This is a genomic window from Pseudarthrobacter sp. S6, from assembly GCF_050156575.1.
Lineage (GTDB): Bacteria > Actinomycetota > Actinomycetes > Actinomycetales > Micrococcaceae > Arthrobacter.
This window is the reverse complement of sequence record NZ_CP189581.1, coordinates 817,773-843,965: the sequence shown is the minus strand read 5'-3', so window position 1 is coordinate 843,965 and position 26,193 is coordinate 817,773. Positions and strand designations below refer to the sequence as shown.

Below are 26,193 nucleotides of genomic sequence, written 5' to 3'. Positions count from 1 at the left end.
CGAGTCCGCCGCACATAGCAATACTCAGTATTTGCCCGGGCTACACAACCAGCAGGATCTTGCCCACATGGTCGCCGCTATCGAAGTACCGGTGCGCGGCCGCAGCCTGGTCCAGCGGGAAGGTCTTGGCCACCAGCGGGCGGATCCGGCCATCCGTAATGAGTGGCCACACGGATTCGCGCACCGCGTTCATGATGGCGCCCTTCTCCGCCACCGGGCGCGGCCTCAGTGCCGTGGCCACCACTGCCGCACGCTTCCGCAGGAGCTGGCCAAGATCCAACTCGCCCTTGGCACCGCCCTGCAGGCCGATGACTATGAGCCGGCCGTAGTCAGCGAGCGCATCAACGTTCTGCGCCAGGTACTTGGCACCGACGACGTCGAGGATCACGTCGGCACCCTTGCCGCCGTTCTGCCGCCGCAGGCTGTCCGGAAAGTCCTCTTCGGTGTAGTTGATGGCGATGTCTGCGCCCAGGAACGCCTTCGCCGTTCCCACCTTTTCCGCTGTCCCCGCGGTGGTGGCCACCCTGGCGCCGAAGGCCTTGGCCATCTGGATCGCCATGGTGCCGATCCCACCGGTGGCGCCGTGGATCAGGACGGTCTCTCCCGCCTGCAGCTGCGCCGTCATGATCAGGTTGGAGTAGACCGTGGCTGCGACTTCCGGCAGCGACGCAGCGGTGACCACATCAACGCCGTCGGGAATCCGCAGGACCTGCTCCGCCGGCACCGCTACCTGCTCCGCGTAGCCTCCGCCGGACAGCAGAGCCACTACTTTGTCACCCACCGAGAAGGCTTTGGTGACTCCCGGACCAAAGCCGGCGATCCGCCCGGAGACTTCCAGCCCGGGGATCTCGGAGGCACCGGGCGGAGGCGGGTAAAAACCCCGGCGCTGCTGCACGTCTGCCCGGTTCAGGCCGGCGGCGACGACGTCGAGCAACACCTCGCCTGGCCCGGGCACCGGCGCGTCCACCTCGCGGATTTCCAGCACTTCCGGACCACCGGGTTCGACAATGTAGACGGCTTTCATGGCGGACTCCCGTTTTCTAGCTGATTCGTGCCCCAGAACCAGTGTGCACCGGACGCACGGCAGACTCTGTTTTGTTGCAGCCAACTGCCTATGAAACACTACTCGTTAGGGAAGGTTGTCCGAGCGGCCGAAGGAGCTAGTCTTGAAAACTAGTGTGCGGTAACCCCGTACCAAGAGTTCGAATCTCTTACCTTCCGCGAATGGAACCCCGGTACGCCACATGATGGCGGGCCGGGGCTTCTTCGTTTAACCGGCTCACGGGCCCCACACCGGACCCATTGAAACTGTCGGAGCCTGGACATAGGGTCGTTCCTGTTGCCACCCATCGACAGAAAGAGCCCCGCCATGCCTGCACCCGAGATCACCCCCGGCGCTCCTTGCTGGATCGACCTTATGACATCGGACATCGCCACCGCCCGCCGATTCTACGGCGAACTGTTCGGCTGGGAATACGAGACCGGAGACGCGGAGAAGTACGGCGGTTACACCACCGCTCGGAAGAACGGCAAGACCGTGGCCGGGCTGATGCAGAAGGACGCGGACCAATCAGGCATGCCGGACGTCTGGTCCACCTATCTCCGCTCGGACGACGCCGAGGCCACCGCGTCCGCCGTCGCGGCCAACGGCGGCCAGGTCTACATGGCGCCCATGTATATTCCGGAACAGGGCCACATGGCCATCTTCGGTGACGCCGCCGGCGCGGCCATCGGCGTGTGGCAGCCGCGCGAAATGAAAGGGTATGAGCTCGTAGCCGAGCCCGGCGCTGCCGCTTGGCACGAGCTCCATACCAAGGACTACGACACGGCCGTGAAGTTCTACCAGGTCGTGTTCGGCTGGGACACGGATGTTATGAGCGATGCACCGGAGTTCCGGTACACCACCCTGGGCGCCGGGGACTCCGCGAAGGCCGGCATTATGGACGCCTCCGGCTACCTGCCCGCTGACGTTCCGTCCAATTGGCAGGTCTACTTCAACGTGGAGGATGCGGACGCTTCGATTGAGAAGGCCGTTTCGCTCGGAGCGACCGTCATTGACGGGCCGGAGGATTCTCCGTTCGGCCGCCTCGCCTCGCTGGCCGACCCCACCGGAGCGACGTTCAAGATCATCGCATAAATGAATTCCCTTGAAGCAATAGCGGCAGGCTTCAGCGTCCGAGGATCGCCTGCGCGATTTCGTCGGCGTCGCGGAGGGTCCGCTGCCCGCTGGCGTACGTGGGGCCGCCAGGCTGGAGCGCTTCCGCGGCAATGGCCGTGCCCCACTGGGTGGCAGATAGCTGCAGGCCCAGCACAAACAAGCCATCCGTGACCGAGCCGTTGGCCGCAAGCGGCCGGTACGGGTGCGGCGCAACGTCGAGCCCGGTGGCCTGCACCGGCGCGCCTTCCGCCGTCATCATCAGCCGGGGCCGCACCATCCCGTCCGCGAGGAGCTGTTCCAGCAGCGGTGAATCGTTCGCGGACACGCGGTTGGCCGGCGCGAGGGCCTCCACCATGGTCTTCGCCGCCACCGGCGGACCGCTCACCCATGGTGAGACGGCGGCAAAGCGGCCAGTCCGTCGGTCCACGCTGAACCGGGGGTCTGGCCCCACAAAGCTGACCACGCCGGCGCGCGCCAGGGCGGCCAGCTGTTCAGCGCGCAGCGCAGGCGGCCCACTGGCCAGGCCCTCCACAAACGACTCGAACCAGCCACGCAGGCCGGCCACCCAGGACTCATCGGTGATACCGCCGTCGGCCACTGCCGTTTTCAGCACCGAGCGCCCGTGATGCAGGGCGCCGATGGCCATCTTCACCGGATCCTCCTCGCCGAGGGCGGAGCGGCGGGCGTCGTCGAGCAGGTACTCGACGACGGCGGCGTCCAGTTCAGCGCGCGATCCGAAGGACCTGCCCGCCAGGGGAGATGCGAGTCCCCGCAGATCCAGCCGGTGCCGCGGCCCGACGTGCACGGCCAGGACGCTCTCCACCGCGGCCTCCCAGTTGACGGCGCTGTGGGCATGCGGGCGCAGCGCCTCATCCAGCGCGGCCAGGAACGCGGATGCGTCGGGGACGGCCGCCGGCTGCGAGCGCACCAGGGTGGAGTAGTAGGCCCAGAGTGTGTCGCGGTGCAGAAGGGGCCAGAGATCGTGGTCGAAACCCGGACGGATCCCGGTGGCCGCGAACCGCTCCAGCGCGGCCTCGGTCAGGTACCGCAGGGTGACCGACGCCGGGTAGTAACCGGCCAGCGCCGCCTTGGCCCGGTACGGGACGCCGCGGCGGGAGCCGGCAATGATCCGGGGCTCGTGGCCGGAAGGCTGATAGTCAAGCCGGGTTCCGGCGTCGATGAACTTTCCGCCGCGGCCCTCCGTGAGCTGGCCCATCACGTCGAAAAAGTTCAGCCCCATACCCCGGACCAGAACCGGTTCGCCGGGCGGAACCGCGGCCCAGTCGACGTCCGCCGGGACCGCAGGCGGAAAGTAGCTCAGGCCCAGCTGCGCGGCCGATGCCTGGAGTTCGCGCTGCTCGGGGTTCAGCCGGGACGCAAGGTGCCCCAAGGCCAGCACCACGGAATCGACCGTGAGCGAACCTCCGCTGCCGAGTCCGACGTCGAACGCTCCGGCATTTGGGATTGCCTCCCCCGGCGTCCCCGCTGTTCCGTGGTCTGAAGGGCGCACCGACACCGCGGTGGTTTCGTGGAAACTGACGGTGACGCCGTCGGGCAGTTTTGCCGTCAACTCGTCCAGCGTGCAGCGCAGGTAGCGGCCGTAGAGTGCCCGGCTGGGGAAGTCCCGCGATCCCAACGCAGCCAGTTCGGACCGCTCGTCCAACGTCAGGGCAGGCATCGGCTCACGCTGCTGGCGGGCTCGCCAGTGGTCGAACGTGGTGCCCGCGACGGGCGGAGCCAGCCGGGGGTCCTCCGGAATAACCGTCGGATAGAAGGACGGGGTGTTCATGAGGTACAGCCGGGACTGGCCCGGCTGCCAGACATGCCCCGGACCTGCCGGATAGGGGTCGATGACGTCGATATGAAGGGCTGCGGAGCCGGGATGGGCAGCGGCGTGTGCCGCCGCGTGTGCGAGCAAGCGCTCCAAGACACTGGTTCCCCGGGGTCCGGCGCCGATGATGGCTGCCCGGATGCTCTTCGATTTACCCACGGCATCCAGAGTATCGGCATGCGCTACAGGCACTTGACTTGCCTGCGGCGCGAAATTCTTGTTTGGATGGGGCGCATGACCACCACTGCAGCTGATCAAGCGCCCGGTTCATCGCCCGCCCCCGAACCCACAGATGAGAACGTCTGGCTGGAGGAAATCTACGGCGAGGCACCGCTTGCCTGGGTCCGCGAACAGAACGCACGCACCGAGGACCTCCTGGAGGACGCCGATTACGCAGGACTGGAAGGAAGCATCCTGGAGGTGCTGGACTCCACGGACCGGATCGCCATGGTAGGCAAACGCGGCGAGTGGTACTACAACTTCTGGAAGGACCAGGCGAACCCGAAGGGGCTGTGGCGCCGCACCACCTGGGAAAGCTACCTGACGGACTCCCCCGACTGGGATGTCCTGCTGGATGTGGACGCCCTCGCCGCCGCTGAGGGTGAGGAGTGGGTCTTCCACGGTGCCACGTTCCTGCGCCCTGCCGCCGGCGAACCATACCGCCTGGCCCTGCTGGCTCTCTCCCCCGACGGCGGCGACGCCAACCGTTACCGCGAGTTCGACGTCGGGACCCGAACGTTCGTTGACCCGGCCAGCGGCGGTTTTGACCTGCCGACGGCCAAGGGAAACGTCTCGTGGCTGGACGCGGACACACTGCTGGTCGCCTCTACGGCCGGGAACCTGCCGCGGACCGCCTCCTCCTACGCCCGGACGGCCGTCACCCTGCGGCGCGGCGAAACCCTCGCCGCGGCTGCCCGGCTTTTTCAGGTGCCGGAGGACCACATGATGGCCGTGGTGGCGCATGATTCCACTCCCGGCTTCGAGCGCACGTTCGCTGTGGACTACATCGATTTCTACAACCGCAGCACCTTTATCCGCTGGGACGACGCCTGGCTCGAGATCGACGCGCCGACAGATGTGAACCTCAGCGCGCATCGCGAGTGGCTCCTGTTCCGGCCGCAGCAGGACTGGTCACTGGCCGGCACAACGTACCCCGCCGGGTCCTTGTTGGCCGCGAAGTTCGCAGACTACCTTGCCGGGGCACGGGAACTTTTGGTGCTCTTTGCCCCGGATGCACACACGTCGCTGCAGTCGTGGAGCTGGACCCGGAACTTCCTGCTATTGAACCTGCTGCGGGATGTCTCGTCCGAAATCCGGGTGCTGGATCCTTCCGCGCCCGGTGCAGCAACGGACGGGAGTGCGGCCGATGGCGGCGCGACCAAACGGGGCACGGCCAACGGGGGCGCCTGGGCTTCCTCGCTGCTGGACGCCTGTCCGCCGCTGCACGACGTCAACGCCTACGCTGTGGACGACGAAGACGAAGGACCGGCCGACGGCGGTGCCGGCGACGATTTCTGGTTGGTCGCCACCGGCTTCACCACTCCCAGCACACTGATGCGCGGAACACTGGAGCGCGCTGGATCCGGCAGCAGCGATGAAGCGGGCACGGTCGGGGTGACCGCTGCTGTGGCGACCACTAGCGTGGTGAGCCATCATGCGGAAGTGAAGGTGTCGCCGTCGTTCTTTGACGACGACCAGTACGAGGTGCAGCAGCACTTCGCCGTGTCCGCGGACGGCACCCGGGTCCCGTACTTCCAGGTGGCATCTCGGGACTTGGTCCTGGATGGGCAGAACCCGACGCAGCTCTCCGGCTACGGCGGCTTTGAGGTTTCCCGGACCCCTGCGTACAGCGGAACCGTCGGCAGGGCGTGGCTGGAGCGCCGTACCGCCACTTCCGGCGGGTCCGGCGAGGCAGCGCACTCCCGCGGCGGTGTCTACGTGGTGGCCAACATCCGCGGCGGCGGCGAATACGGGCCGTCCTGGCACCGGGCCGCGCTGAAGGAAAACCGGCACCGCGCCTTCGAGGACTTTGCCGCCGTGGCACAGCACCTCGTCCACCGCGGCGTCACCTCCCGCGAGCGGCTTGGCTGCGTGGGCGGGTCCAACGGCGGGCTGCTGGTGGGCAACATGCTCACGACTTACCCGGAGCTTTTCGGAGCTATCTCCTGCGGCGTTCCGCTGCTGGACATGAGGCGCTACACGCGGCTCTCCGCCGGGCACTCCTGGATCGCCGAATATGGCGACCCGGATGTGGCGGCGGAATGGGAATACATCAAGACCTTCTCGCCGTACCACCTGCTCAAGGACGGCGTGGAGTACCCCGAAACATTCATCTGGACGGCCACGTCGGATGACAGGGTGGGGCCGGTCCAGGGCCGCAAGATGGCTGCCCGGATGCAGGCGATGGGCATCCCGAATGTCTGGTTCCACGAGGCGCTCGAAGGCGGCCACGCCGGGGCGTCGGACAACCGGCAGGCCGCCGCCCTGCAGGCCCGCAGCCAGCACTTCCTGTGGCGGACGCTGGCTGGCGGATGAGCGTAGGGCACTGTTCCTGGGCCCGGCGCAAGGCATACCGTGGGGCAGGGCGCCAGGGCTGAGCCAGGCGTTCGGCGGCCGTTTTGCACTGCGTGCCCCGTTCTGCGTATCCTTGGTGGGCTAGTAATAGCCATTGGAGACGTGCCAGAGCGGCCGAATGGGCTTCACTGCTAATGAAGTGTGGGGCACAACTCCACCGGGGGTTCAAATCCCCCCGTCTCCGCGTTTGGCCCCGGTCCTGGACCGGGGCCTTTTGCGTTCCCGGGGCGGGAGCCGGGTGTGGGGCTCCACCCGGGGCGGCGGTGGCAGGATAGTGGGATGGCAGCAAGCAAGGCCCCAGGGACGGAAACCAGCACAAGCCCGGCGTGGAATCCCCGGCTGGCGCTACTGGTGGCTGCCACGTTCTTTATGGAGTTCCTGGACGGCACCATCCTGACCACTGCCATCCCCAACATCGCCAACGACTTTGGCGTTCCAGCCGCCGACGTAAACATCACCATGACGGCCTACCTCATGACCGTAGCAATGGGAATCCCGCTCAGCGGCTGGCTTGCAGAACGCGTGGGGGCCCGCAAAGTATTCTGCTTCGCAATTGCCCTGTTCACGGTCGCTTCATTGGCCTGCGCCATAAGCCCCGACCTGACCGTGCTGACGCTGAGCCGGATCCTGCAGGGCGCCGGTGGGGCCATGATGGTTCCTGTCGGCACCCTCCTGGTACTGCGCGGCACACCCAAGTCGGAGCTCCTCCGGGCCACAGCCTTCCTGGTGTGGCCGGCGCTGCTGGCGCCCGTACTGGCGCCGCTGGTGGGCGGCGCCTTGACAACCTACCTGTCGTGGCACTGGATCTTCCTCATCAATTTGCCACTGGGTGCGGCAGCCTTCATCGCCGCACTGAAGCTGGTTCCAACCGGCGCAGGAGACAGCACCCGCCGGCTCGACTGGCTGGGCCTGCTCCTCACCACAACCGGCGTGGGCGCACTGGTGGTTGGCTTGGAACTGGCCACCGCACACCCCAACGGTCCATGGGCTGCATTGAGCGCCGCTGCAGGCGGGTGTGCCCTCATTGCGGCCGTACTGTGGATGAAGCGGGCCAAAAATCCGCTGTTCGACCTCAGTGTTTTTTCAACGCGCACATTCCGGGCCATGGCTACCGGCGGGTTTGTCTACCGCCTGACCATCAGTTCGGTGCCGTTCCTCCTGCCGCTTATGTTCCAGACCGGCTTCGGCTGGTCGCCCCTGCACGCGGGAATCATGGTGGCGGCCGTGTTCATCGGCAACATCGGCATCAAGCCGGCCACCACGCCGCTGATCCGACGTTTCGGTTTCCGGGCCATCCTGGTCTTCGGCTCCCTGGCCTCGGCGGTGACCTTCGCACTGTGCGCCCTACTCACTCCGGACACACCGCAGGCCCTGATTTTCGCCTTGCTGGTCTGCAGCGGGGCTTTCCGCTCCATCGGCTTCTCCGCCTACGCGTCAGTGCAGTACGCGGACATCGCGCCCGCACAGCTGACGTCGGCCAATTCCGTGTCGGCGACCCTGGTGCAGCTCGCCGCAGGGGCCGGCATCGCTGTTGGCGCCCTGCTGATCCGGATTTTCGACGGCGTGGGGGCCTTCCCCGCCGATCACGCCGGACCCTTCCGCGGAGCCTTCCTCACCATGGCCGTCCTGATGCTCTTGAGTACGGCGGACAGCCTGTCCCTGCACCGGCAGGCTGGCGCCGAGGTCAGCCGGCCTGGGCAAGCACCAGCGGAAGAACAGCCCCAGCCCCCGCCTGGCGCAGGGCACGTCCAGCAACGGTAACGGTCCACCGGCTGTCCACGAGATCGTCGATCAGCATCACGCCTTGGCCACGAAGTGTTGCCATGGCGGCTTCCAACTCCGGGCCCACCACCACACGGTCCCAAACGCCCGCCAGCCGGTACGCGCTGTTACCGCCGCGGCTTCCCGTGGGTCCGCCATGGCCCAGGGCCAGCTCGCCGAGGTAAGGGATCCGGCCGATTTCAGAAATTCCCTGGGCAAGGGACCGGACCAGTTCGGGCTTGCTGCGGGAGGGCATGCTCACGATCGCCGCCGGCCGTCCTGCACCGCTCCAGCCCGGGTTCCGGCCGTCACCGGTAGCCCATTCCCGCAGGACCTGGACACAGGCCTGCAGCATGGCGGGATCCACCGGCCGGTCCGCGGCCCCGGCCGCGAAAAGTTCCCGCAGCGCGCCGCCCCAGCCGAGATCAGTCAGCCTTGCCAGCACGCGGCCGTCCGCCAGCCCTTCGTCCGGCTTGATCTTGCCCTTGACCGGAACGCCCAGGCGGTCCATGCCGCTGGGCCACTGCAGCCGTGCCTCCAGGACGCCTCCGGCGCGGGTGAGGGTCTGGCCCGCCGCCGCCGTGGCATCCGCGGCTATGTCAGCCCGGAACCAGCGGCCTGCGCAGTTATCGCACTTCCCGCAGGGGTGCGCGGTCTCGTCATCGAGGACCGAGGTGATGTATTCCATCCGGCATCCGGCGGTGTCCTGGTAGATCACCATGGAGTCCTGCTCGTCCACCCGGGCCTCGGCGATTCGGCGGTAACGCTCGGCGTCGTAGATCCAGGGCTGGCCGGTGGAACGCCACCCGCCGCCGACACGTTCCACGGCGCCATCCACGGCCAGGACCTTCAGCAGCAGCTCCAGCGGGGTGCGGCGGAGGTCAACCCGGGCCTCCAAAGCCACCGTTGACACGGCAGTTCCGGCGTCAGCCAACGCCGTCAGCACCGCTGTGGCTTTTTCCTCCGAGGGCATGGAGGCGGTGGCGAAGTACTGCCAGATATCCCGGTCTTCAGAACCTGGCAGCAACAGCACGTCTGCGTTCGCCGCGCCACGGCCCGCACGGCCCACCTGCTGGTAGTACGCCACCGGGGAGGACGGTGCCCCGAGGTGGACGACGAAGCCAAGGTCCGGTTTGTCGAAGCCCATGCCGAGCGCCGAGGTGGCCACCAGCGCCTTAACCTGGTTGTCCTTGAGCATCTGCTCTGCTCGCTCCCGGTCAGCGGGATCGGTCCTGCCGGTGTAGGCCTGTACGGTGTGCCCGGCTTCGGCGAGAAGCCGGGCGGTGTCCTCCGCGGCGGAAACGGTCAGCGTGTAGATGATGCCGCTGCCGGGCAGGTCGGCCAGGTGCGTCAGGAGCCAGCCCAGCCGTTCGCGCGAATTCGGGAGTGTGAGGACGCCCAGCCGCAGGGAATCACGGCCCAGGGTTCCGCGGATAGTGAGGACGCCCGCACCAAGCTGTTCCTCGATGTCGTGGACCACGCGCGAGTTCGCTGTGGCAGTGGTAGCCAGGACAGGAACGGACTCCGGCAGCTGGGTGATTAGGTCAGCTATCCTGCGGTAGTCCGGCCGGAAATCGTGGCCCCAGTCCGAAATACAGTGTGCCTCGTCAATCACCAGCAAGCCCGTCCGCCGGATGAGCTCCGGCAGCTGGTTCTCACGGAAGGACGGGTTGGTGAGCCGTTCCGGGGACACCAGCAACACGTCGACTTCATCGGCGGCGAGCTGTTCCCGGACGGTGTCCCATTCCAGCTGGTTCGCCGAGTTGATGGCCACAGCACGCACTCCGGCGCGGGCGGCGGCAGCGACCTGGTCCCGCATCAGGGCGAGCAACGGCGAAACTATCAGGGTGGGGCCGGCCCCGCGGCGCCGGAGCAGCAGGGACGCCACAAAGTACACCGCCGATTTTCCCCAACCGGTACGCTGGACCACCAAAGCCCGCCGGCCGCCGTCGACCAGCGCTTCAATAGCCTCAAACTGTCCGTCGTGAAAATCCGCCTCCGGATGCCCCACAAGTTCGCGGAGAACCTCCAAAGCCTGGCTTTTTGTGGCGGACGGCGAGTCAGGGGAAGCGGAAAGAAGGGCGGCGTTCTGGGTATCAACCATTGATTCAGTATCCCAGCCCGCACCGACACCCATAAAGCCGGGACCTCCGTATGTGGACAACCGGGAAGGTCCGCGGGTCCACGTAAGATAAGACCCGTGACTAGCGAACAGACAAAGACTTTTGACCTCTCGGCATCCTTCAAGGCCTACGACGTCCGGGGCATCGTGGGCGAATCCATCACCGCTGAAATCGTCGAAGCCGTGGGCGCCGCGTTCGTTGATGTCCTGGAACTGGCAGGACAGACGATCCTGGTGGGCGGCGATATGCGTCCCTCCTCGCCCGAGTTCGCCAAGGCTTTCGCCGACGGTGCGGCCACCCGCGGAGCCGACGTCAAGCTCCTTGACCTGATCTCCACCGATGAGCTCTACTTCGCCTGCGGTTCCCTCAACGCCGCCGGCGCCACGTTCACCGCCAGCCACAACCCTGCCGAATACAACGGCATCAAGATGTCGAAGGCCGGCGCGCAGCCCATCTCCTCCGAATCAGGCCTCAAAGAGATCCAGGCACTCGCCGAGCAGTACCTCAACGAAGGCTCCATCCCGGCGGCCCCCGCGCGCGGCCTGATCGGCGTCCACGACGTCCTGAAGGACTACTCCGAGTACCTACGCCAGCTGGTGGACCTCTCCGGATCCCGGCCGCTCAAGGTAGTTGTCGACGCAGGCAACGGCATGGCCGGCCTCACCACGCCGGCGGTGCTGGGCAACGCCCTCCTGCCCAAGCTGCCGTTCGAGATCATCCCCCTGTACTTCGAACTGGACGGCTCCTTCCCGAACCACCCGGCCAACCCCCTCGAGCCGGAAAACCTCCGCGACCTGCAGGCGGCCGTCATTGAGCACGGCGCCGATCTCGGCCTGGCATTCGACGGCGACGCTGACCGCTGCTTCGTCATCGACGAAAAGGGCGAGCCCGTCTCGCCGTCGGCCATCACCGGTATGGTGGCACGCCGCGAAATCGCCCGCGCCCAGGCCCAGGGCGAGGCGACGCCCACGGTCATCCACAATCTGCTCACCTCCCGTGCGGTGCCGGAACTGGTAGCGCACGACGGCGGCCGCGCCGTCCGCACGCGGGTGGGCCACTCCTTCATCAAGGCAGTCATGGCCGAGGAAGGTGCCGTGTTCGGCGGCGAGCACTCTGCCCACTTCTACTTCCGCGACTTCTGGAACGCAGATACCGGGATGCTCGCAGCAATGCACGTGCTCGCTGCCCTCGGTGAGCAGGACGGACCGCTGTCCGAGCTCGGCCGCGAGTACGAGCCGTATGTCTCCTCCGGTGAGATCAACTCCGAAATCGAGGACAAGGCCGGCGCCGTTGAGCGCGTCCGCACCGACTTCGCCGCCGAGGACATCACCGTAGACACCATGGACGGCAGCACCTTCACCGCAAATGACGGCAGCTTCTGGTTCAACCTGCGTCCGTCCAACACGGAACCATTCCTCCGCCTGAACGTGGAAGCAACGGACCGGTCCACGATGGAACGCGTTCGCGACCGCGTGCTCTCCAATGTCAGGCGCTAAGCCGGAAGTGGCCCGCGAAGCCATGGAAACCGACGGCCCGGTGGCGGTGGCTTCGTGGCGGGATTCCGTTCCGGAGGCCTCGGCCACGGACCTGGAAAACCTGCTGGGCACTGGCGTCGGCGCAGCCCAGGAACAGCTTGAGCGAAATGGCGGCTTCCTGCCATTCGCACTGGTGGTGGAGAACGACGGCGAAGTCCGCCTCGTGGCCGTTACCCCGGCTGATGCCCAGGACGGCTCCGACGCTGACTTCGACGCGGACACGATGATCAGCGACCTCACCGAGCTGCTCCGGCAGAACCGGGCTGATTTCCGCGCGGCCGCTATTGTCTGCGACATCCTCTTGATCGAGGAGGATACAGATGCCATCCATGTGGCTGCCGAACACCGCGATGGATCCGTCTTCGCCGCGGTCCTCCCCTATGCTGCCAACACCGGGACCCACGAGTGGGAGTTTGGCCAGCTCGCCGCTGACACCAGCGAACCCACCGTCTGGGTGGACTAGACCGCGCCCCGGTTGCCATGAAAATCAACGCCTTCGCAGATGTCAGCCTCCGGGCGCTGATGGTCCTGGCCGCCGCGCCCGGGGGCACCCTCCTGACTACACAGAACATCGCCGATGCCGTGGGCACTCCGTACAACCACGTGAGCAAGGCGATGGCCAAGCTGCGGACACTGGGCCTGATCGACGTTGAGCGCGGCAGGTCGGGCGGATCACGGCTCAGCTCCGCTGGCCGCCGGGCAACGGTGGGCCAGGTCCTGCGGGACCTTGACACCCGGACGGACGCGGCCGATTGCGTCACGCCGGGCGGCGACTGCCCGCTGATCCGCGAATGCAGGCTTCGCGCCGCGCTGGCCCGCGCCCGTGAAGCTTTTTACCGGGAACTTGATGCAGTGGTTGTGGCCGAACTTCCCGGCTCGCGGCAGATGGCACCCGTCTTCCAGATGATCGGCCTGCGCCCCGGCCTGTAGCCCCGCGCCCCCGCTCACCGCCGATTTGATTCCAACTTCTACGAGGTGTAGAACTTGAGGTACGAATATACGCATTTCAAATGTTAGTATTCACATTGACCGGGCGAAAACCCGGTCCCTATCGCAGGAGTACACATGCTCTCGGACAAATCCCGCCCCGTCATTGAGGCCACACTGCCGCTCGTTGGTTCCCGGATCGGCGCCATCACTCCCAAGTTCTATGCACGACTGTTCGCCGCCCACCCGGAACTGTTGGATGGCCTGTTCAGCCGCTCCAATCAGCGCTCGGGCGACCAGCAGCAGGCGCTGGCCGGAAGCATCGCCGCTTTCGCCACGCACCTGGTCAACAACCCAGGCACCTTCCCCGAAACCGTGCTGTCCCGTATCGCCCACCGGCACGCATCACTCGGCATCACTGAGCCCCAGTACCAGGTGGTCTATAAGCACCTCTTCGCGGCCATCGCGGAGGATCTGGCCGAGGTCATCACCCCGGAGATCGCCGAAGCTTGGACCGAAGTCTACTGGCTGATGGCCGACGCTCTGATCAAGCTCGAAAAGGGCCTCTACGCAGCACAGGCCAACGGCAAGATGTGGACGCCATGGAAGGTTGCCTCAAAGAACCATGCCGGTATCGGCTCCATGACCTTCACCCTGGAACCCGCAGACGACACCCCGGTCACACCCGCCCTGGCCGGCCAGTACGTCAGCGTCAAGGTCCAACTCCCCGACGGCCTGCGCCAGGTCCGGCAGTACTCACTTTCGGGCGATGCAGGCACGAGCCGCAGCTTCACCACCAAGCTCGACGACGGCGGCGAGGTCTCCCCTGTGCTGCACAACGCCGTCAAGGTTGGCGACGTCCTGGAGATTTCGAATCCCTACGGCGAGATCACCCTGAAGGGTGGCGACGGCCCGGTGGTCCTGGCATCGGCCGGCATCGGCTGCACGCCCACGGCGTCGATCCTCAGGTCCCTTGCCGAGTCGGGCTCGGACCGGCAGGTGCTGGTGCTGCACGCGGAAAGCACGCTGGACAGCTGGGCGTTGCGCGGTCAGATGACGGATGACGTCGAACGCCTGGACAGTGCTGACCTGCAGCTGTGGCTTGAAGAGCCACGCGACGGGGCCAACAAAGGCTTTATGTCCCTGCGTGAAGTGGACCTTCCCGCCAACGCGTCGCTGTACCTCTGCGGGCCGATGCCGTTCATGAAGCACATCCGCAACGAGGCCATCAACGCCGGCATCCCGGCCACGAAAATCCATTACGAGGTCTTCGGACCGGACATCTGGCTCGCCAGCTAATACACTGATGGGCCCACGCCGGCAGGGTTCCCTGGCCGAGCTTGCGAGGCCAGGGGGCCGGTGGGGAACGACGGCGGCCCCGCACCTTTATTGCAAAGGTGCGGGGCCGCCGTCGTGATTAGCGGGAACCTCAGCCCAGACGGGACTTCAGGCTGGCGAGCTCGGACTGCAGTGCCTCGGGGAGGGAATCGCCGAAGTTGGCGTACCACTCTTCGATGGATGCGAGCTCGGTGGCCCACTCTGCCGGGTCGACGCGGACAGCCTCTTCGACCTGTGCGGCCGTCATATCCAGGCCCTTAAGATCGATGGATTCGCCCGTGGGGACAAAGCCGATCGGCGTCTCGACGGCGTCTGCCTTGCCTTCGAGGCGCTCGATGGCCCACTTAAGGACGCGGGCGTTATCGCCGAAGCCAGGCCAGGCGAAGCCGCCCTCGGCCGTGCGGCGGAACCAGTTGACCAGGAAGATCTTGGGCAGGCGTTCCGGGTTGCCTTTGGCGGACAGGTTGACCCAGTGGTTCAGGTAATCTCCGGCGTCGTAGCCCATGAAAGGCAGCATGGCCATGGGATCGCGGCGAACCACGCCCACTGCCCCGGCTGCCGCGGCAGTGGTCTCGGAGGACAACGTGGAACCCATGAAGATGCCGTTTGACCAGCTGCGGGCCTCGGTCACCAGGGGGATGGTGGTCTTGCGGCGGCCGCCGAACAGGATCGCGGAAAGCTCCACTCCGTCCGGCTTGTTGTACTCCTCGGCCAGCATGTCGATCTGGTCGATCGGCGTGCAGAAGCGAGAGTTCGGGTGGGCTGCCGGCTTATCGGAGTCCGAGGTCCAGGAATTGCCCTGCCAATCGATCAGGTGAGCGGGCACTTCCTCAGTCATACCCTCCCACCACACGCCGCCGTCGTCGGTAAGTGCGACGTTGGTGAAGATGCTGTTGCCCTTGGCGATGGCGCGCATCGCATTAGGGTTGGTGCCCCAGCCAGTGCCCGGGGCAACGCCGAAGAGGCCGGCCTCGGGGTTGACGGCGCGGAGTTCGCCTTCCTTGCCGAACCGCATCCAGGTGATGTCGTCGCCCAGGGTTTCCACCTTCCAGCCCTCGATGGTGGGATCGAGCAGTGCGAGGTTGGTCTTGCCGCAGGCGGACGGGAAGGCAGCCGAGACGTAATATGTCTTCTGCTCCGGGGACGTCAGCTTCAGGATGAGCATGTGCTCGGCCAGCCAGCCTTCGTCGCGGGCCATCACGGAGGCGATGCGGAGGGCGTAGCACTTCTTGCCCAGCAGCGCATTGCCGCCGTAGCCGGAACCAAAGGACCAGATGGAGCGCTCCTCGGGGAAGTGCACGATCCACTTGTCCGGGTTGCACGGCCAGGGCACGTCGGCCTGGCCGGCTTCGAGCGGCGCACCCAGGGAGTGCAGGGCCGGCACGAAGAAGGCGTCGGTCTCGGTGATCCGGTTCAGGACGTCGGTGCCGATGCGGGCCATGATGCGCATCGAGGCAACCACGTAGGCGCTGTCGGTGATCTCGACGCCGAACTTGGGATCTTCGGCATCCAGGTGGCCCATGACGAACGGGATCACGTACATGGTGCGGCCGCGCATGGAGCCGCCAAACAATCCGCGCAGCTTCTGCTTCATCTCGACCGGAGCCATCCAGTTATTTGTGAAGCCGGCGTCGTGCTCCTTCTCGGAGCAGATGAAGGTCTGCTCTTCCACACGGGCTACGTCCGCGGGATCAGAGAATGCAGCGAAAGAGTTAGGGAAGAGCTCCTGGTTCAGGCGCGTCAGCGTCCCTGCTGCGACGAGTTCGTCAGTGAGACGCGTATTTTCCTCTTCGGTACCGTCAACCCAGTGGATGCGGTCCGGCTGAGTAAGTTCAGCAACCTCTTCGACCCATGCCAGCAGGCCAGCATGCGTGGTGGGTGCTTTCTCAAGCAGCGGCAGTCTTGCGAGATCGCCCATTGCGGTTCCCTTCCTCGGGTTCATCGGTGTGGACTAAATGCTATTGGCCACCAGGGGCCCCAAACTGGACCAACCGTGCACGTTGGTGAGCGTTTGAACCGAAAACCGCGCGAATTCAAGGAAAAAGCGGACAATTTGCCGAAATTAAGTGACGAAGGTCACCTAGACCGGTCTAGTCGGCTAGATTACAGGCTTCCCGATTTGGAACTCCGGGCCTCCCTCGCGTAAAGTAATTCGAGGTTCGGGGAGCAAGAAACTCCGCGAAACACAAGATGCGCCCATAGCTCAGCTGGATAGAGCGTCTGTCTACGGAACAGAAGGCCGGGGGTTCGAATCCCTCTGGGCGCACAGAGCAAGGCCCGTATCGGTTCGCCGATACGGGCCTTTAGTCATTTAAGTCACGCAGTTCCGCGTCACCGCAATGACGACGGCGGCACTCCCCGCCTCGAAGGAGGCGGGCGTAGGCTGGACGAATGACGCCTGCAACGCTGCAACGTGAATTCGATGTCATTGTGATTGGCGCCGGTGCCGTGGGGGAAAACGTCGCCGACCGGGTGGTCCAGGGTGGCCTGACTGCCGTGCTCATTGAAGCTGAACTGGTGGGTGGCGAATGCTCATATTGGGCCTGCATGCCATCCAAAGCCCTGCTTCGACCGGGCACAGCCCTGCACGGAGCACAGTCCGTACCGGGCGCGGTGGAAGCCATCACCCTGACACTGGATGCAGCGGCAGTCCTTAAGCGCAGGGACTACTTCACCGCTAACTGGCAGGACGACAGCCAGGTGAAGTGGCTGGAAGATGCTGGGATTGAGCTGATCCGCGGCCACGGCTGGATCACCGCACCACGCACCGTTGAAGTAGCCGGGCTGGACGGCAACACTTACGAGCTCAAGGCGCGTCACGCCGTCGTCCTCGCCACCGGCTCCAGGCCAACCACACCTCCCATCGACGGACTGGCGGACCTGCAGGTCTGGGGCACCCGCGAAGCCACCTCGGCCAAGGAGGTACCGGAGCGACTCGCTGTGATCGGCGGCGGCGTGGCGGGCACTGAACTGGCGCAGGCATTCGCGCGCCTGGGCTCGGACGTGACACTGGTGGCCAGGAGCGGACTGCTGGGCACGTTTCCCGCGGAGGCCAGCAGGCTTGTGGTCGCGGGGCTGCGCGCGGACGGCGTTGCGGTCCGCCTCAACACGTCCACCGAAAGTGTCCGGGAAAACGACGACGGCACGTTCACCCTGACACTTCAGGACCCGACGGCGGACGGCCGCACAACCGTCATTGCAGACAAGGTCCTCGTTTCAACAGGCCGGCATCCCGCCCTCGAAGGCCTCGGCCTGGAAAGCCTGGGTTTCGAGGCCCGGGACGGGCAGCCGCTGAAACTCACCATCGACTCCACTGGCCTAGTCCAGGGCATCCCGGATGCGCCGGGCACCCCGAACGTTCAGGGCGAGGAGGGCTCGGATGGAGTGGATCCCTGGCTCTACGCTGTTGGCGACGCCGCCGGCAGCAACTTTTTCACCCACCAGGGTAAGTACGAGGCCCGCGCTACCGGCGACGCCATCGCAGCCCGCGCCAAGGGCGAGCTCCGCGGCACCCCAAAGCCCTGGAGCCGGTACGCCCAGACCGCCAACCAGCATGCCGTTCCCAGCGTGGTGTTCACCGACCCCGAACTGGCGGCCGTGGGGCGCACAGTGGAACAGGCCAGGCGGGACGGCTATAACGTGGCGTCCGTGGAACTGCCCATCGAGGTGTCGGGTTCGTCCCTGCACTCCGAACACTACGAAGGCTGGGCGCAACTGGTGGTGGACGAGGACCGCCGAGTCCTGCTCGGCGCAACTTTCGCCGGCCCGGACGTGGGTGAACTGCTGCACGCCGCCACCATCGCAGTGGTGGGCGAGGTCCCGCTGGATCGGCTGTGGCATGCGGTGCCGTCCTTTCCCACCGTCAGTGAGGTGTGGCTGCGGCTCCTGGAGAAGTACGGCTTGTAGTCGGCGCTGCAAGTGCCCGTTCGCGCTGGCCTGCTTCACCCGCGAGACTACCAAGGCCTACGCTATTTGAACTGACTGGTCAGTTCAGTTAGACTTGGGGCGGACATACCCCGTCGAAAGGCCATTCTTGCTCTCCGTACAGCAGCTCCACGTGAAAGGCCGGCGCGACGATTTGCTCCCGCCCACCTCTCTGCGGGTCGGCCGGGGTGAGCTCCTCCTCGTCACCGCCGAACGCCAGGACCAGCGGACAGCCCTTGCCCTGACCATCAGCGGGCGCATGAAACCCACTGGCGGGCGGATCTCGTGGGACGCCAACGAACGCACCAAATCCCTCAGGCTCGCGAGCGCCCTGGTGGATTCCCCCGATGTGAATGAGCCCGAGCAGCACCTCAGCGTCCGGGACCTTGTCACCGAGGACCTCGCGCTGATCCCCCGCCGCTACCGGGGCGCGCTGCTCAGCAAGCCTTGGCTCAAGGTCAACAGTTTCGAGGACATCGCGGACTTGTGGACGGAGCAGCTGGCCCCGGACCGGCGCATTGAACTGCTGACAGCCCTGGCGCTCGCCAACCCGCACACCGATCTCCTGGTGGTGGACTCCCCCGACAGGCACGGTGCGCACTCCGCGGACTGGCTCCCTCGGCTTGAGGAGCTGGCGTACGACGCCGGCCGGCCGCTCGCCGTCGTCGTCACCCTTACTGCCCTCCCGGCAGGGTGGACGGGGCCGGCCGCGGTGATCGACAACGCCGTCCCCGACGCCGACGAAGCACCCGACACGCCGGCTCTCACAGACGAAGAAACCGAATCCCTCCTACTTGAAACCGAGGATGCCAAGTGACCGTGCTGCGGCTGGCCCGTTCCGAACTCAAGCGGATGACCGGCGGGTTGCTGCCGAAGCTGACCATCCTGGCCCTGATCATGGTGCCGCTCCTGTACGGGGCCGTGTACCTGTACGCCAACTGGAATCCCTACGGGAACCTGAACCAGATCGAGGCCGCCCTGGTGGTTGAAGACACCGGCGCCACGTCCAGCGACGGCACCGGCCTCCAGGCGGGCAAGAAGGTGGCTGACGGCCTCGTGGAGGGCAACGTCTTCAACTGGCAGGCGGTCCCCACGGCAGCTGAGGCCGATGCAGGGGTCAGCAGCGGCAAGTACGCGTTTGCGCTGAAGATCCCGGCCGAGTTCTCGGCGAACCTGGTCTCCCCCGGCAGCTTCGATTCAGCCAGCCAGGCGATGCTGAACGTCACCACCAACGATGCCAACAACTATCTGCTGAGCACCATCGTGGACAAGCTGACCACTGCGGTGCACACAACTGTGGCCAAGGAAGTGGGCGAAGAGACGGCAAACCAGCTGCTCACCGGTTTCGGTACCATCCACGCCCAGATGCTCAAAGCCGCAGACGGCGCCGGGCAGCTGGCGGACGGCGTGGCAACCCTCCGCGAGGGTACTGTCACCCTGCATAAGGGCACCAGCGAGCTCAGCGCAGGAGCCGGCGAGCTCTACAACGGGCAGCTGAAATTGCGTGACGGGGCCAACCAGCTGACCGACGGCGCCGGGCAGCTCAGCAGCGGGCTCGCCGTCCTGAAGGACAAGACGGCCACGCTGCCCACCGACACCCGGACCCTCGCCAACGGCGCGGCCCAGGTGGCCGCGGGGAATGCGCAGCTGAACACCAAGGTCCAGGACGTCGTCACCGAGCTCGATGCCGCGGACCAGGGTCTCCGGACGCGGGTGATCGAATCGAATGCCCGCCTGGTTGCATCCGAAGCGATCACCCAGCTGCAGGCAGACAAAATCCTGGCCGACTTCGATACGGTGGCAGCCTCCAGCCCCGTGGCCGCAGCGAAAACCCGGATCCAGGCCGACGCCGCTCAGATCCAGCAGATCGCGGACGGTTCCGAGGCCGTGAGCGTCGGCGCAGCACAGCTGGCAGCGGCCACCCCGGCCCTGAGGGACGCCGTTGTTCAGGCCTCCGGTGGCGCAGACCAGCTCCATACCGGGGCGGCCACGCTGGCCACCGGCGAGCAGTCTGCGCTGGACGGCACCGGGCACCTCGTCCAGGGAGCCCAAACGCTCGACGCCGGCGCGGGGCAGCTTGAGGCGGGGGCCGCCACCGCAGCTGACGGCTCACGGACGTTGGCCGACGAAATTGCCAAGGGAGCCGGGCAGGTGCCCAACCCGGACGATTCGCAGAAGAGCAGCCTCTCAGCGGTGATTGCTGATCCGGTTGCGGTCAGCAACGTCTCGCAGGCAAAGGCGGACTCCTACGGTGCCGGGCTGGCACCGTTCTTCCTGACGCTCGCCTTGTGGATCGGCATCTTCATGCTGGTCCAGGCGATGCGGCCCATCACCCAGCGGGCCCTGGCGTCGAACGCCCCGGCCTGGAAGATCGCCGTCGGCGGATGGCTTCCGTTCCTGGCCGTTTCGGTGGTGCAGGCGAGCCTGCTGACCCTCGTGGTGGATCTGGCGCTGGGCCTCAACCCCGCTCATCCGGTGCTGATGTGGCTGTTTATGCTGGCCGCGGCCATGGCCTTCAGCGCCATCATCCAAGGCATCGTGGCGCTGCTGGGGTCGCCCGGCAAGCTGGTGGTGCTGATCCTGCTGGTGCTCCAGCTGGTCTCCTCGGGCGGCACGTTCCCTTGGCAGACCACCCCGCAGCCGCTTCACGTGGTTCACGAAATCCTGCCAATGGGCTACGTGGTCACGGGCATGCGGCACCTCATCTACGGCGCGGAGCTGTCCGGGATCGTGCCCACTGTCCTGGGGCTGCTCGGCTACACGTTGTTGGGCGCTGCGATGTCCACCTTTGCGGTCCGGAAGCACAAGTACTGGACGCTCAAAACGCTCAAACCGGAGATCGCGGTATGAGCCAGCCCGTGCCCGGAGCTGGGGTGTCTGATCCTGGTGTCCACGATCCTGTTGACCATGTTCTCGCCGGGCCCGAGCCGGCCCTGCATGGGCCGGCCGAGAAGAAACTCCGCCCGGCCCGGACCAACGCCACCCGGCAGAAGCTCTTCGACGCATCCATGGAGCTGATCGGCCAGCGTGGCGCAGCTGGCGTCACCGTGGATGAGATCGCCGCGGCGGCGGGTGTCTCCAAGGGCACCGTCTACTACAACTTCGGCAGCAAGTCGGACCTGATCGCGCAGCTGCTGCGGCACGGCGTGGACATCCTGAAGGCACGCCTGATCAGCGAGGCCGGGCAGCCCGGCTCCGATCCGCTGGTGTCCATGGAGGCAATGATCGGGCAGGCCATGGATTTTATGGCCGATTACCCATCCTTCGCCCGTTTGTGGATGAGCGAAAACTGGCGGACTCCCAGCGAATGGCGGGACACGTTCGCGGCGCTCCGGGCTGAACTCCTGGCAGTGATCGGCGCGGCCATAGAGAGCGTGGCTGCCGTCTATCCGGTGGACGAAACGATCTCGCGGGGCAGCCTGGAAACGGCGATCTTTGGCGCCTGCTTTGTGGTGGGGCTGGACCGGCAGACCTACAACCCCGAACGCACCCGTGACCAAAGCGTTGCAGCAATCATGGCAATCATGCATGGCTATGTCGTGAAGTAGCAGGATGATTGAACACATGCGCCACATGGGTAACAGCGGGAAGTTCGCCGTGATCGCGGCTGTCGCCGCCCTGGGCATGCTGGTGCTCACCGCCATCACCCTGCAAGAAGCCGTGATGGTCACGTTCCTGGGCCTGGTTGCGCTGGCCTACGTGGCGGCCATAGCGGAGGTCCTGGCCCGCGGGCGCCGCTTTGTGCTGATGGCCACCGCTGCGGGTTCCAGCTTCACCATTGCCTTCTCCCTGGCCTTCGTCAGCACCTGGGAATTGGCCTTCGCCGAGCAATCATCGTTCTTCGGCACACCGCTCCCCACCGGGGATCCGGACAACTATTTCTACTGGGGTGCGGCCTCAGCAGTTGCCACCCTCGTGATCCTCTTCCTTGGCACCGTCTGGCCCGCGGGAAGGCGTCCGGGAACTGTGAAACGGAAGCCCTCACCGGCCAAGCGGCGGCGCGCGTCCGGCGCAGGAGGGCCCGCTGGGCGGCGCCCGGCAGCAGGGGGCACCGCCACACGGACCGCGGCCACCCGTGGCGCGGCACCACGGGGTGCGGCCACAGCTCAGCGCGCGTCAGGGCTCCGCGCACCCGCCCGGATGCCTGCCTCGGCAGCCAAGCGGCCGTCGTCGTCCGCTTCCCCGGTCCGCAAGCCGGCACCCAAACCGGGCACCACAACGGGCGCCAAACCGGCACCCCGCCGCTGACTTAGCCGCAGGCCGCGCCGGCCTCGGCCAGCGAGTACCGCCGTCGCCACTCCTCCCAAGAGGAGCAGCCCGCCAGCCAGTTCAGCCGGCGTCGGGACCTCCCCCAGTGCCAGCCAGGCAGCGCTCATGCCCACCACGGGAACCAGCAGGGTGAAAGGCACCACGGCCGACGACGGGTAGCTGGCCAGGAGCCGGTTCCAGATTCCGTACCCCACCAGCGATGCGAAAATGGCCGTGTACAGCGCACTCAGGACCGTGGCCGGCTGGAGGTCTGCCAGGGTGCTGAACACCGCCTCCGGGCCGTCCACCAGCAGCGACAGTCCGGCGAGGGGAAGGGGCACTACTGCTCCGGACCAGACCACCAGCCCCAGCCCGGAGGCGGCCTTGGCCTGCCGAGCAATGACGTTCCCGGCAGCCCAGGACAGCGCGGCTCCCAGGACGATGATGAGCGGCAGCGGCGGGGCCACGGCACTGCGGCCGACGGCTACCACGGTCAGGCCCGCAACGCCGAGAACGACGCCGGCCAGTTGGCTCCGGCTGGGCCGCTCGCGCAGTAACCCGGCAGCCAGAAGCACCGTGAGCAGCACCTGCGCCTGGAGGACCAGGGAGGCCAGCCCTGCCGGCATGCCCAGCGCCATGGCCAGGTAGAGGAGGCCGAACTGGCCCGCGCTCATAAAGGCGCCGACGCCGATGATCGCCTTCCAGCTGACGTCCGGCTTCCTGATGAAGAAAATCCAGGGGAAGACCACGAGGAGGAACCGCAGGGCCACAAACAGCAGCGGCGGAACCTCACCGCCGTTCGCATGAAGGCCGACGTCGATGGCCACGAAGTTCAGGCCCCAAAGGACGGCGACGAGGGCGGCGAGGAGGGAGTGGCGGAGGTTCACGGTCCCACTCTCGCAGAAGGGCAGATGAAGCACCAGCGTTGAATTTTGCCTCACATCATGTACGTTTGCTTCATGATTGAGATCGGCTCGCTCCGGGCATTGGCTGCGATTGAACAACACGGTTCGGTCATAGCGGCCTCGGAGGTAATGGGCTTCAGTCCTTCGGCCGTCTCCCAGCAGATCAAAAAGCTGGAGAAGCAGACCGGGTTCCCCGTCCTGGAGCGCCGCGGCCGCGGCGTGCTGCTGACCGAGCGCGGGCTCACCCTGGCAGCCTACGGCCGGCGCATCCTGTCGGAGCTCGAGGAGCTGGAATCCACCCTCTTGGCGGATCCGACCAAACCCACAGGCCACCTGAAGGTTGTGTCCTTTTCCACCGCCTGCCGGGGCCTGGTGGGGCCGTTGCTGGGACGGCTGGCTTCATCCGGAGCAGACCTGGACATCAGCGTGCTGGCGGAGGACCCGCGGGAAGCGGTAGCGCGGGTGGCCAACGGGGAGGCGGATCTGGGTGTGGTCCACAACTGGAACTCTGTCCCGCTGGTGATACCGGAGCACATGGCGCTCGACTGGCTTGGCGAGGACGTTGCGGACGTCCTGGTGCACCGCGACCATGCGCTGGCCGGACGCAGCGAGGTGCAACCGGCCGACCTCGTCGACGAACGGTGGATCAGCACACCGCACGGTGCCATCTGCAACGAGGCCCTGCTGCGGATCTTCGCTGATCGAGGCCGGGTGCCGAACATCCGGGTCTACGATCCTGACTTTGCAACCCACATCGCCCTGGTGGAGCAGGGGGCCGTGGTTGCGCTGGTCCCCCGCCTCGGCCGGCCCGCGCTGCCAGCGGACGTCGTCGCCCTGCCCCTGGTCAACCCCATGCAGGTCAGGCAGGTGGGCATCGTGTACCGCCGGACCATGGCGGCCAGCCCGGGCATCCAGCACGTCGCCGGACTGCTGCGCGAGGTCGCCGCGACTCCCGGAGCTGCCGGGCCCCTGCGGTCAGTGGCCTCGCGGGACTTTAAACTTGGTTAGCCGTGCGTCCTGCCCGTCCAGCTCGGCCCAGGGCTTTTCCGTTTCCAGCACCGTGAGCGCGCTGGTGGGGTAGCGTGTGGCGGCATCCATGTAGGCGTCGTGGTTTGAGTCGCGTGCGGCCAGGTGCATGGCGAGGTCCTGGACGCCAGGCATGTGCGAGATGAGCATCAGCGTGGTCACAGTGTCAGGCACATGGTTGACCACGGCGAGCATCCGCAGCGCAGAGGCCGCGTAGAGGCCGTCCTCAAGTTTCGGCGTCGGGGCCTTGTCCCCCAGCTCGGAGCACACCCAGGTGCAGGTCTGGCGGGTGCGGAGCGCGCTGGAACACAGGATGAAATCCGGGAGGATACCGTGCTTGACCAGCCACTTGCCGGCCAGCGGCGCCTCGCGGTGGCCCCGTTCCTCCAGCGGCCGCTCATGATCCGCCACGCCTCCGGGCCAGTCAGCCTTGGAATGCCGCATGATCACCAGGCGTTTGATGTGGTGGTCGCTCATCCCCCAAGCCTAGACCCGCAGGACCCACGGCGCCGCCGTCGAGCAACAGGCGCAGAGGGGTCGTGGCGCCTTTTCGCGGTACTGAAGTAAGGACTAGATCGAGTATTCCGGAGCGGCCCAGACAATCACTTCGGGATGCTCGTAGAAGCGGTAGCCCTGGCCGCGGACGGTGCGGACGGTGTTGGCGAGGCGGCCCAGCTTGGAGCGGAGCCGGCGGATGTGGACGTCGATGGTGCGCTCGTTGGGGACTTCCTCGGCGTTGCGCCACAGGCCCTCAAGCAGCTCATCGCGGCCAACCGTGCGGGTACCGTTTTCCACCAGGTAGTTCAGGAGTTCGAATTCCTTGAAGGTCAGGTTCAGGGACTCGCCGTCAAGGTGGACTTCGCGGCGGGCAAGGTCGATCAGGACGCCGGACGGACGCGGGTCCTGGGGCTGCTGAAGCCGGGCAGTCTCGGTGCGCTTCTGTGCATTCACGGTGGGGTCACCAAAGGTGGACCGGACGACGTCGAGCGCGGAACCGGTGGTGCCGGCCGGGGCCACGGCAACGGCGGCGTAGCTTTCGGCGCCGGTCACGAGTGACTGTGCGTAAGTGCGGATTTCCTGGGCAAGCTTGGCAATGGAGGTGCCGGCAGCCGCTGCGGTTTCCTCGTCGATGCCCATGTAGAGGACAAATCCACGGGCAACGGTGTCGTTGGCGACCGGCCGCACGGCGTTTGGACCAGCGATAAGCGGGGTGGGCGCGGTCAGCGGCGCGGCTTCGGCAGGCTGGACAGCGCGGAGCTGGCCGTAGGAATTTGGATTGTAGCCTTGCGGTGCGTAGCCGGGGGCAGGAAAGCTGGCGCCGGGGGCTGCCGGGACGAATGCCGGCCGGGCGCCGAAGCCCTGGCGGAGGCCGGAGGCCTGGCCCGCCTTGCCTGCGTTACGGACGGAGATATGGACGTATCCGGATGCAACTGACATGAATGCTTACCTCAATGTGAATGGCCGTCATCGCGGCTCGAATGCTGAATTTCCCCGCAATGAGATCTGGGGAGGGCGCCCTACGCTGGGCTTGGGGCGCTGGGCTTGGGGGCGAATGCCTAGGAACTCCGTGGGGTCTGAAGGTCAGGCGTGCATTCGACAACAGCGCATGTCGGCAGCAGCGGATGTGCTGGACCAATATTCTGCGGCTGCAGGTGCTGTTGAGTTCTTGTTCACAATTCAAAGTGTGCAACGTAACAATGAGAACTTGCAAGTAACAATGGGTGCGTTGTTCCGCATAGTGAGACAGAATGCGGATTTGTGTCATGGATCACCATTCTGATATGACGACAAAATAGCGGTTGTTGTCCGTCGAAGGTGTGCAAATAGCCCATTTTTGCGAACA

General features: G+C 66.1%; 19 protein-coding genes and 3 tRNA genes. 15 read left to right on the top strand and 7 right to left on the bottom strand.

Translation table 11 applies throughout. The features are described 5' to 3' along the window. Positions 1-40 precede the first annotated feature (40 nt). Positions 41-1,024 (bottom strand): NAD(P)H-quinone oxidoreductase, encoded by a 984-nt coding sequence (locus ACQCS0_RS04175; protein WP_354154646.1) that lies wholly within the window; start codon positions 1,022-1,024, stop codon positions 41-43. 109 nt (positions 1,025-1,133) lie between these two features. Between ACQCS0_RS04175 and ACQCS0_RS04170 the strand changes: the two genes are divergently transcribed. Beyond that, positions 1,134-1,221 (top strand) — tRNA-Ser (locus ACQCS0_RS04170). Positions 1,222-1,369: 148 nt separating this feature from the next. Next, entirely contained in the window at positions 1,370-2,137 is a 768-nt protein-coding gene (locus ACQCS0_RS04165; protein WP_354154647.1) for a VOC family protein, read from the top strand. Between the two features lie 31 nt (positions 2,138-2,168). On the opposite strand, the gene ACQCS0_RS04160 is transcribed toward ACQCS0_RS04165, so the two are convergent. Then, positions 2,169-4,148: an FAD/NAD(P)-binding protein gene (locus ACQCS0_RS04160; RefSeq protein WP_354154785.1), complete on the bottom strand. Its 1,980-nt coding sequence runs from the start codon at positions 4,146-4,148 to the stop codon at positions 2,169-2,171. 75 nt (positions 4,149-4,223) lie between these two features. On the opposite strand from ACQCS0_RS04160, the gene ACQCS0_RS04155 reads away from it, so the two are divergent. The 3 genes from ACQCS0_RS04155 to ACQCS0_RS04145 all read left to right on the top strand — a co-directional run bounded on the left by ACQCS0_RS04155 (position 4,224) and on the right by ACQCS0_RS04145 (position 8,324). Then, entirely contained in the window at positions 4,224-6,524 is a 2,301-nt protein-coding gene (locus tag ACQCS0_RS04155; protein WP_354154648.1) for a prolyl oligopeptidase family serine peptidase, read from the top strand. 135 nt (positions 6,525-6,659) lie between these two features. Continuing rightward, a tRNA-Ser gene (locus ACQCS0_RS04150) sits at positions 6,660-6,747 on the top strand. Positions 6,748-6,842: 95 nt separating this feature from the next. Beyond that, entirely contained in the window at positions 6,843-8,324 is a 1,482-nt protein-coding gene (locus tag ACQCS0_RS04145) for an MFS transporter (protein WP_354154649.1), read from the top strand. On the opposite strand, the gene ACQCS0_RS04140 is transcribed toward ACQCS0_RS04145, so the two are convergent. Further along, entirely contained in the window at positions 8,248-10,428 is a 2,181-nt protein-coding gene (locus ACQCS0_RS04140; RefSeq protein WP_354154650.1) for a RecQ family ATP-dependent DNA helicase, read from the bottom strand. The genes ACQCS0_RS04145 and ACQCS0_RS04140 overlap by 77 nt on opposite strands. Before the next feature lie 96 nt (positions 10,429-10,524). On the opposite strand from ACQCS0_RS04140, the gene ACQCS0_RS04135 reads away from it, so the two are divergent. The 4 genes from ACQCS0_RS04135 to ACQCS0_RS04120 all read left to right on the top strand — a co-directional run bounded on the left by ACQCS0_RS04135 (position 10,525) and on the right by ACQCS0_RS04120 (position 14,208). Further along, positions 10,525-11,943 (top strand): phosphomannomutase/phosphoglucomutase, encoded by a 1,419-nt coding sequence (locus ACQCS0_RS04135; RefSeq protein WP_354154651.1) that lies wholly within the window; start codon positions 10,525-10,527, stop codon positions 11,941-11,943. A gap of 22 nt (positions 11,944-11,965) precedes the next feature. Beyond that, on the top strand, positions 11,966-12,445 hold the full coding sequence (locus tag ACQCS0_RS04130; RefSeq protein ID WP_354154786.1) for a hypothetical protein: 480 nt from the start codon (positions 11,966-11,968) through the stop codon (positions 12,443-12,445). A gap of 17 nt (positions 12,446-12,462) precedes the next feature. Then, a complete protein-coding gene (locus tag ACQCS0_RS04125; protein ID WP_354154653.1) occupies positions 12,463-12,912 on the top strand; it encodes an Rrf2 family transcriptional regulator in 450 nt (149 codons plus the stop codon). 135 nt (positions 12,913-13,047) lie between these two features. After that, complete coding sequence (locus ACQCS0_RS04120; RefSeq protein WP_354154654.1) at positions 13,048-14,208, top strand: globin domain-containing protein; 1,161 nt, start codon at positions 13,048-13,050, stop codon at positions 14,206-14,208. A 130-nt stretch (positions 14,209-14,338) separates the two neighbouring features. On the opposite strand, the gene ACQCS0_RS04115 is transcribed toward ACQCS0_RS04120, so the two are convergent. Next, positions 14,339-16,165, bottom strand: a complete 1,827-nt coding sequence (locus ACQCS0_RS04115) for a phosphoenolpyruvate carboxykinase (GTP) (RefSeq protein WP_354154655.1) — start codon at positions 16,163-16,165, stop codon at positions 14,339-14,341. A 274-nt stretch (positions 16,166-16,439) separates the two neighbouring features. Here ACQCS0_RS04115 and ACQCS0_RS04110 point away from each other — a divergent pair. The 5 genes from ACQCS0_RS04110 to ACQCS0_RS04090 all read left to right on the top strand — a co-directional run bounded on the left by ACQCS0_RS04110 (position 16,440) and on the right by ACQCS0_RS04090 (position 21,719). Then, positions 16,440-16,513 (top strand) — tRNA-Arg (locus ACQCS0_RS04110). Positions 16,514-16,638: 125 nt separating this feature from the next. Beyond that, positions 16,639-18,153, top strand: a complete 1,515-nt coding sequence (locus ACQCS0_RS04105) for an NAD(P)/FAD-dependent oxidoreductase (protein ID WP_354154656.1) — start codon at positions 16,639-16,641, stop codon at positions 18,151-18,153. A 127-nt stretch (positions 18,154-18,280) separates the two neighbouring features. After that, entirely contained in the window at positions 18,281-18,988 is a 708-nt protein-coding gene (locus ACQCS0_RS04100; RefSeq protein ID WP_354154657.1) for an ABC transporter ATP-binding protein, read from the top strand. Beyond that, complete coding sequence (locus ACQCS0_RS04095; protein ID WP_354154658.1) at positions 18,985-21,021, top strand: YhgE/Pip domain-containing protein; 2,037 nt, start codon at positions 18,985-18,987, stop codon at positions 21,019-21,021. Before ACQCS0_RS04100 ends, ACQCS0_RS04095 begins: the two co-directional genes overlap by 4 nt. Then, positions 21,018-21,719 (top strand): TetR/AcrR family transcriptional regulator, encoded by a 702-nt coding sequence (locus tag ACQCS0_RS04090; RefSeq protein ID WP_354154659.1) that lies wholly within the window; start codon positions 21,018-21,020, stop codon positions 21,717-21,719. The genes ACQCS0_RS04095 and ACQCS0_RS04090 overlap by 4 nt, the downstream gene beginning before the upstream one ends. A gap of 558 nt (positions 21,720-22,277) precedes the next feature. Here ACQCS0_RS04090 and ACQCS0_RS04085 read toward each other — a convergent pair. Then, positions 22,278-23,306 (bottom strand): EamA family transporter, encoded by a 1,029-nt coding sequence (locus ACQCS0_RS04085; RefSeq protein ID WP_354154660.1) that lies wholly within the window; start codon positions 23,304-23,306, stop codon positions 22,278-22,280. Positions 23,307-23,378: 72 nt separating this feature from the next. On the opposite strand from ACQCS0_RS04085, the gene ACQCS0_RS04080 reads away from it, so the two are divergent. Continuing rightward, positions 23,379-24,332 (top strand): LysR family transcriptional regulator, encoded by a 954-nt coding sequence (locus ACQCS0_RS04080; RefSeq protein ID WP_354154662.1) that lies wholly within the window; start codon positions 23,379-23,381, stop codon positions 24,330-24,332. Here ACQCS0_RS04080 and ACQCS0_RS04075 read toward each other — a convergent pair. Continuing rightward, on the bottom strand, positions 24,300-24,827 hold the full coding sequence (locus tag ACQCS0_RS04075; protein ID WP_354224098.1) for a histidine phosphatase family protein: 528 nt from the start codon (positions 24,825-24,827) through the stop codon (positions 24,300-24,302). The genes ACQCS0_RS04080 and ACQCS0_RS04075 overlap by 33 nt on opposite strands. 93 nt (positions 24,828-24,920) lie before the next feature. After that, positions 24,921-25,787 (bottom strand): winged helix-turn-helix domain-containing protein, encoded by an 867-nt coding sequence (locus ACQCS0_RS04070; protein WP_354154665.1) that lies wholly within the window; start codon positions 25,785-25,787, stop codon positions 24,921-24,923. Positions 25,788-26,193: the final 406 nt, after the last annotated feature.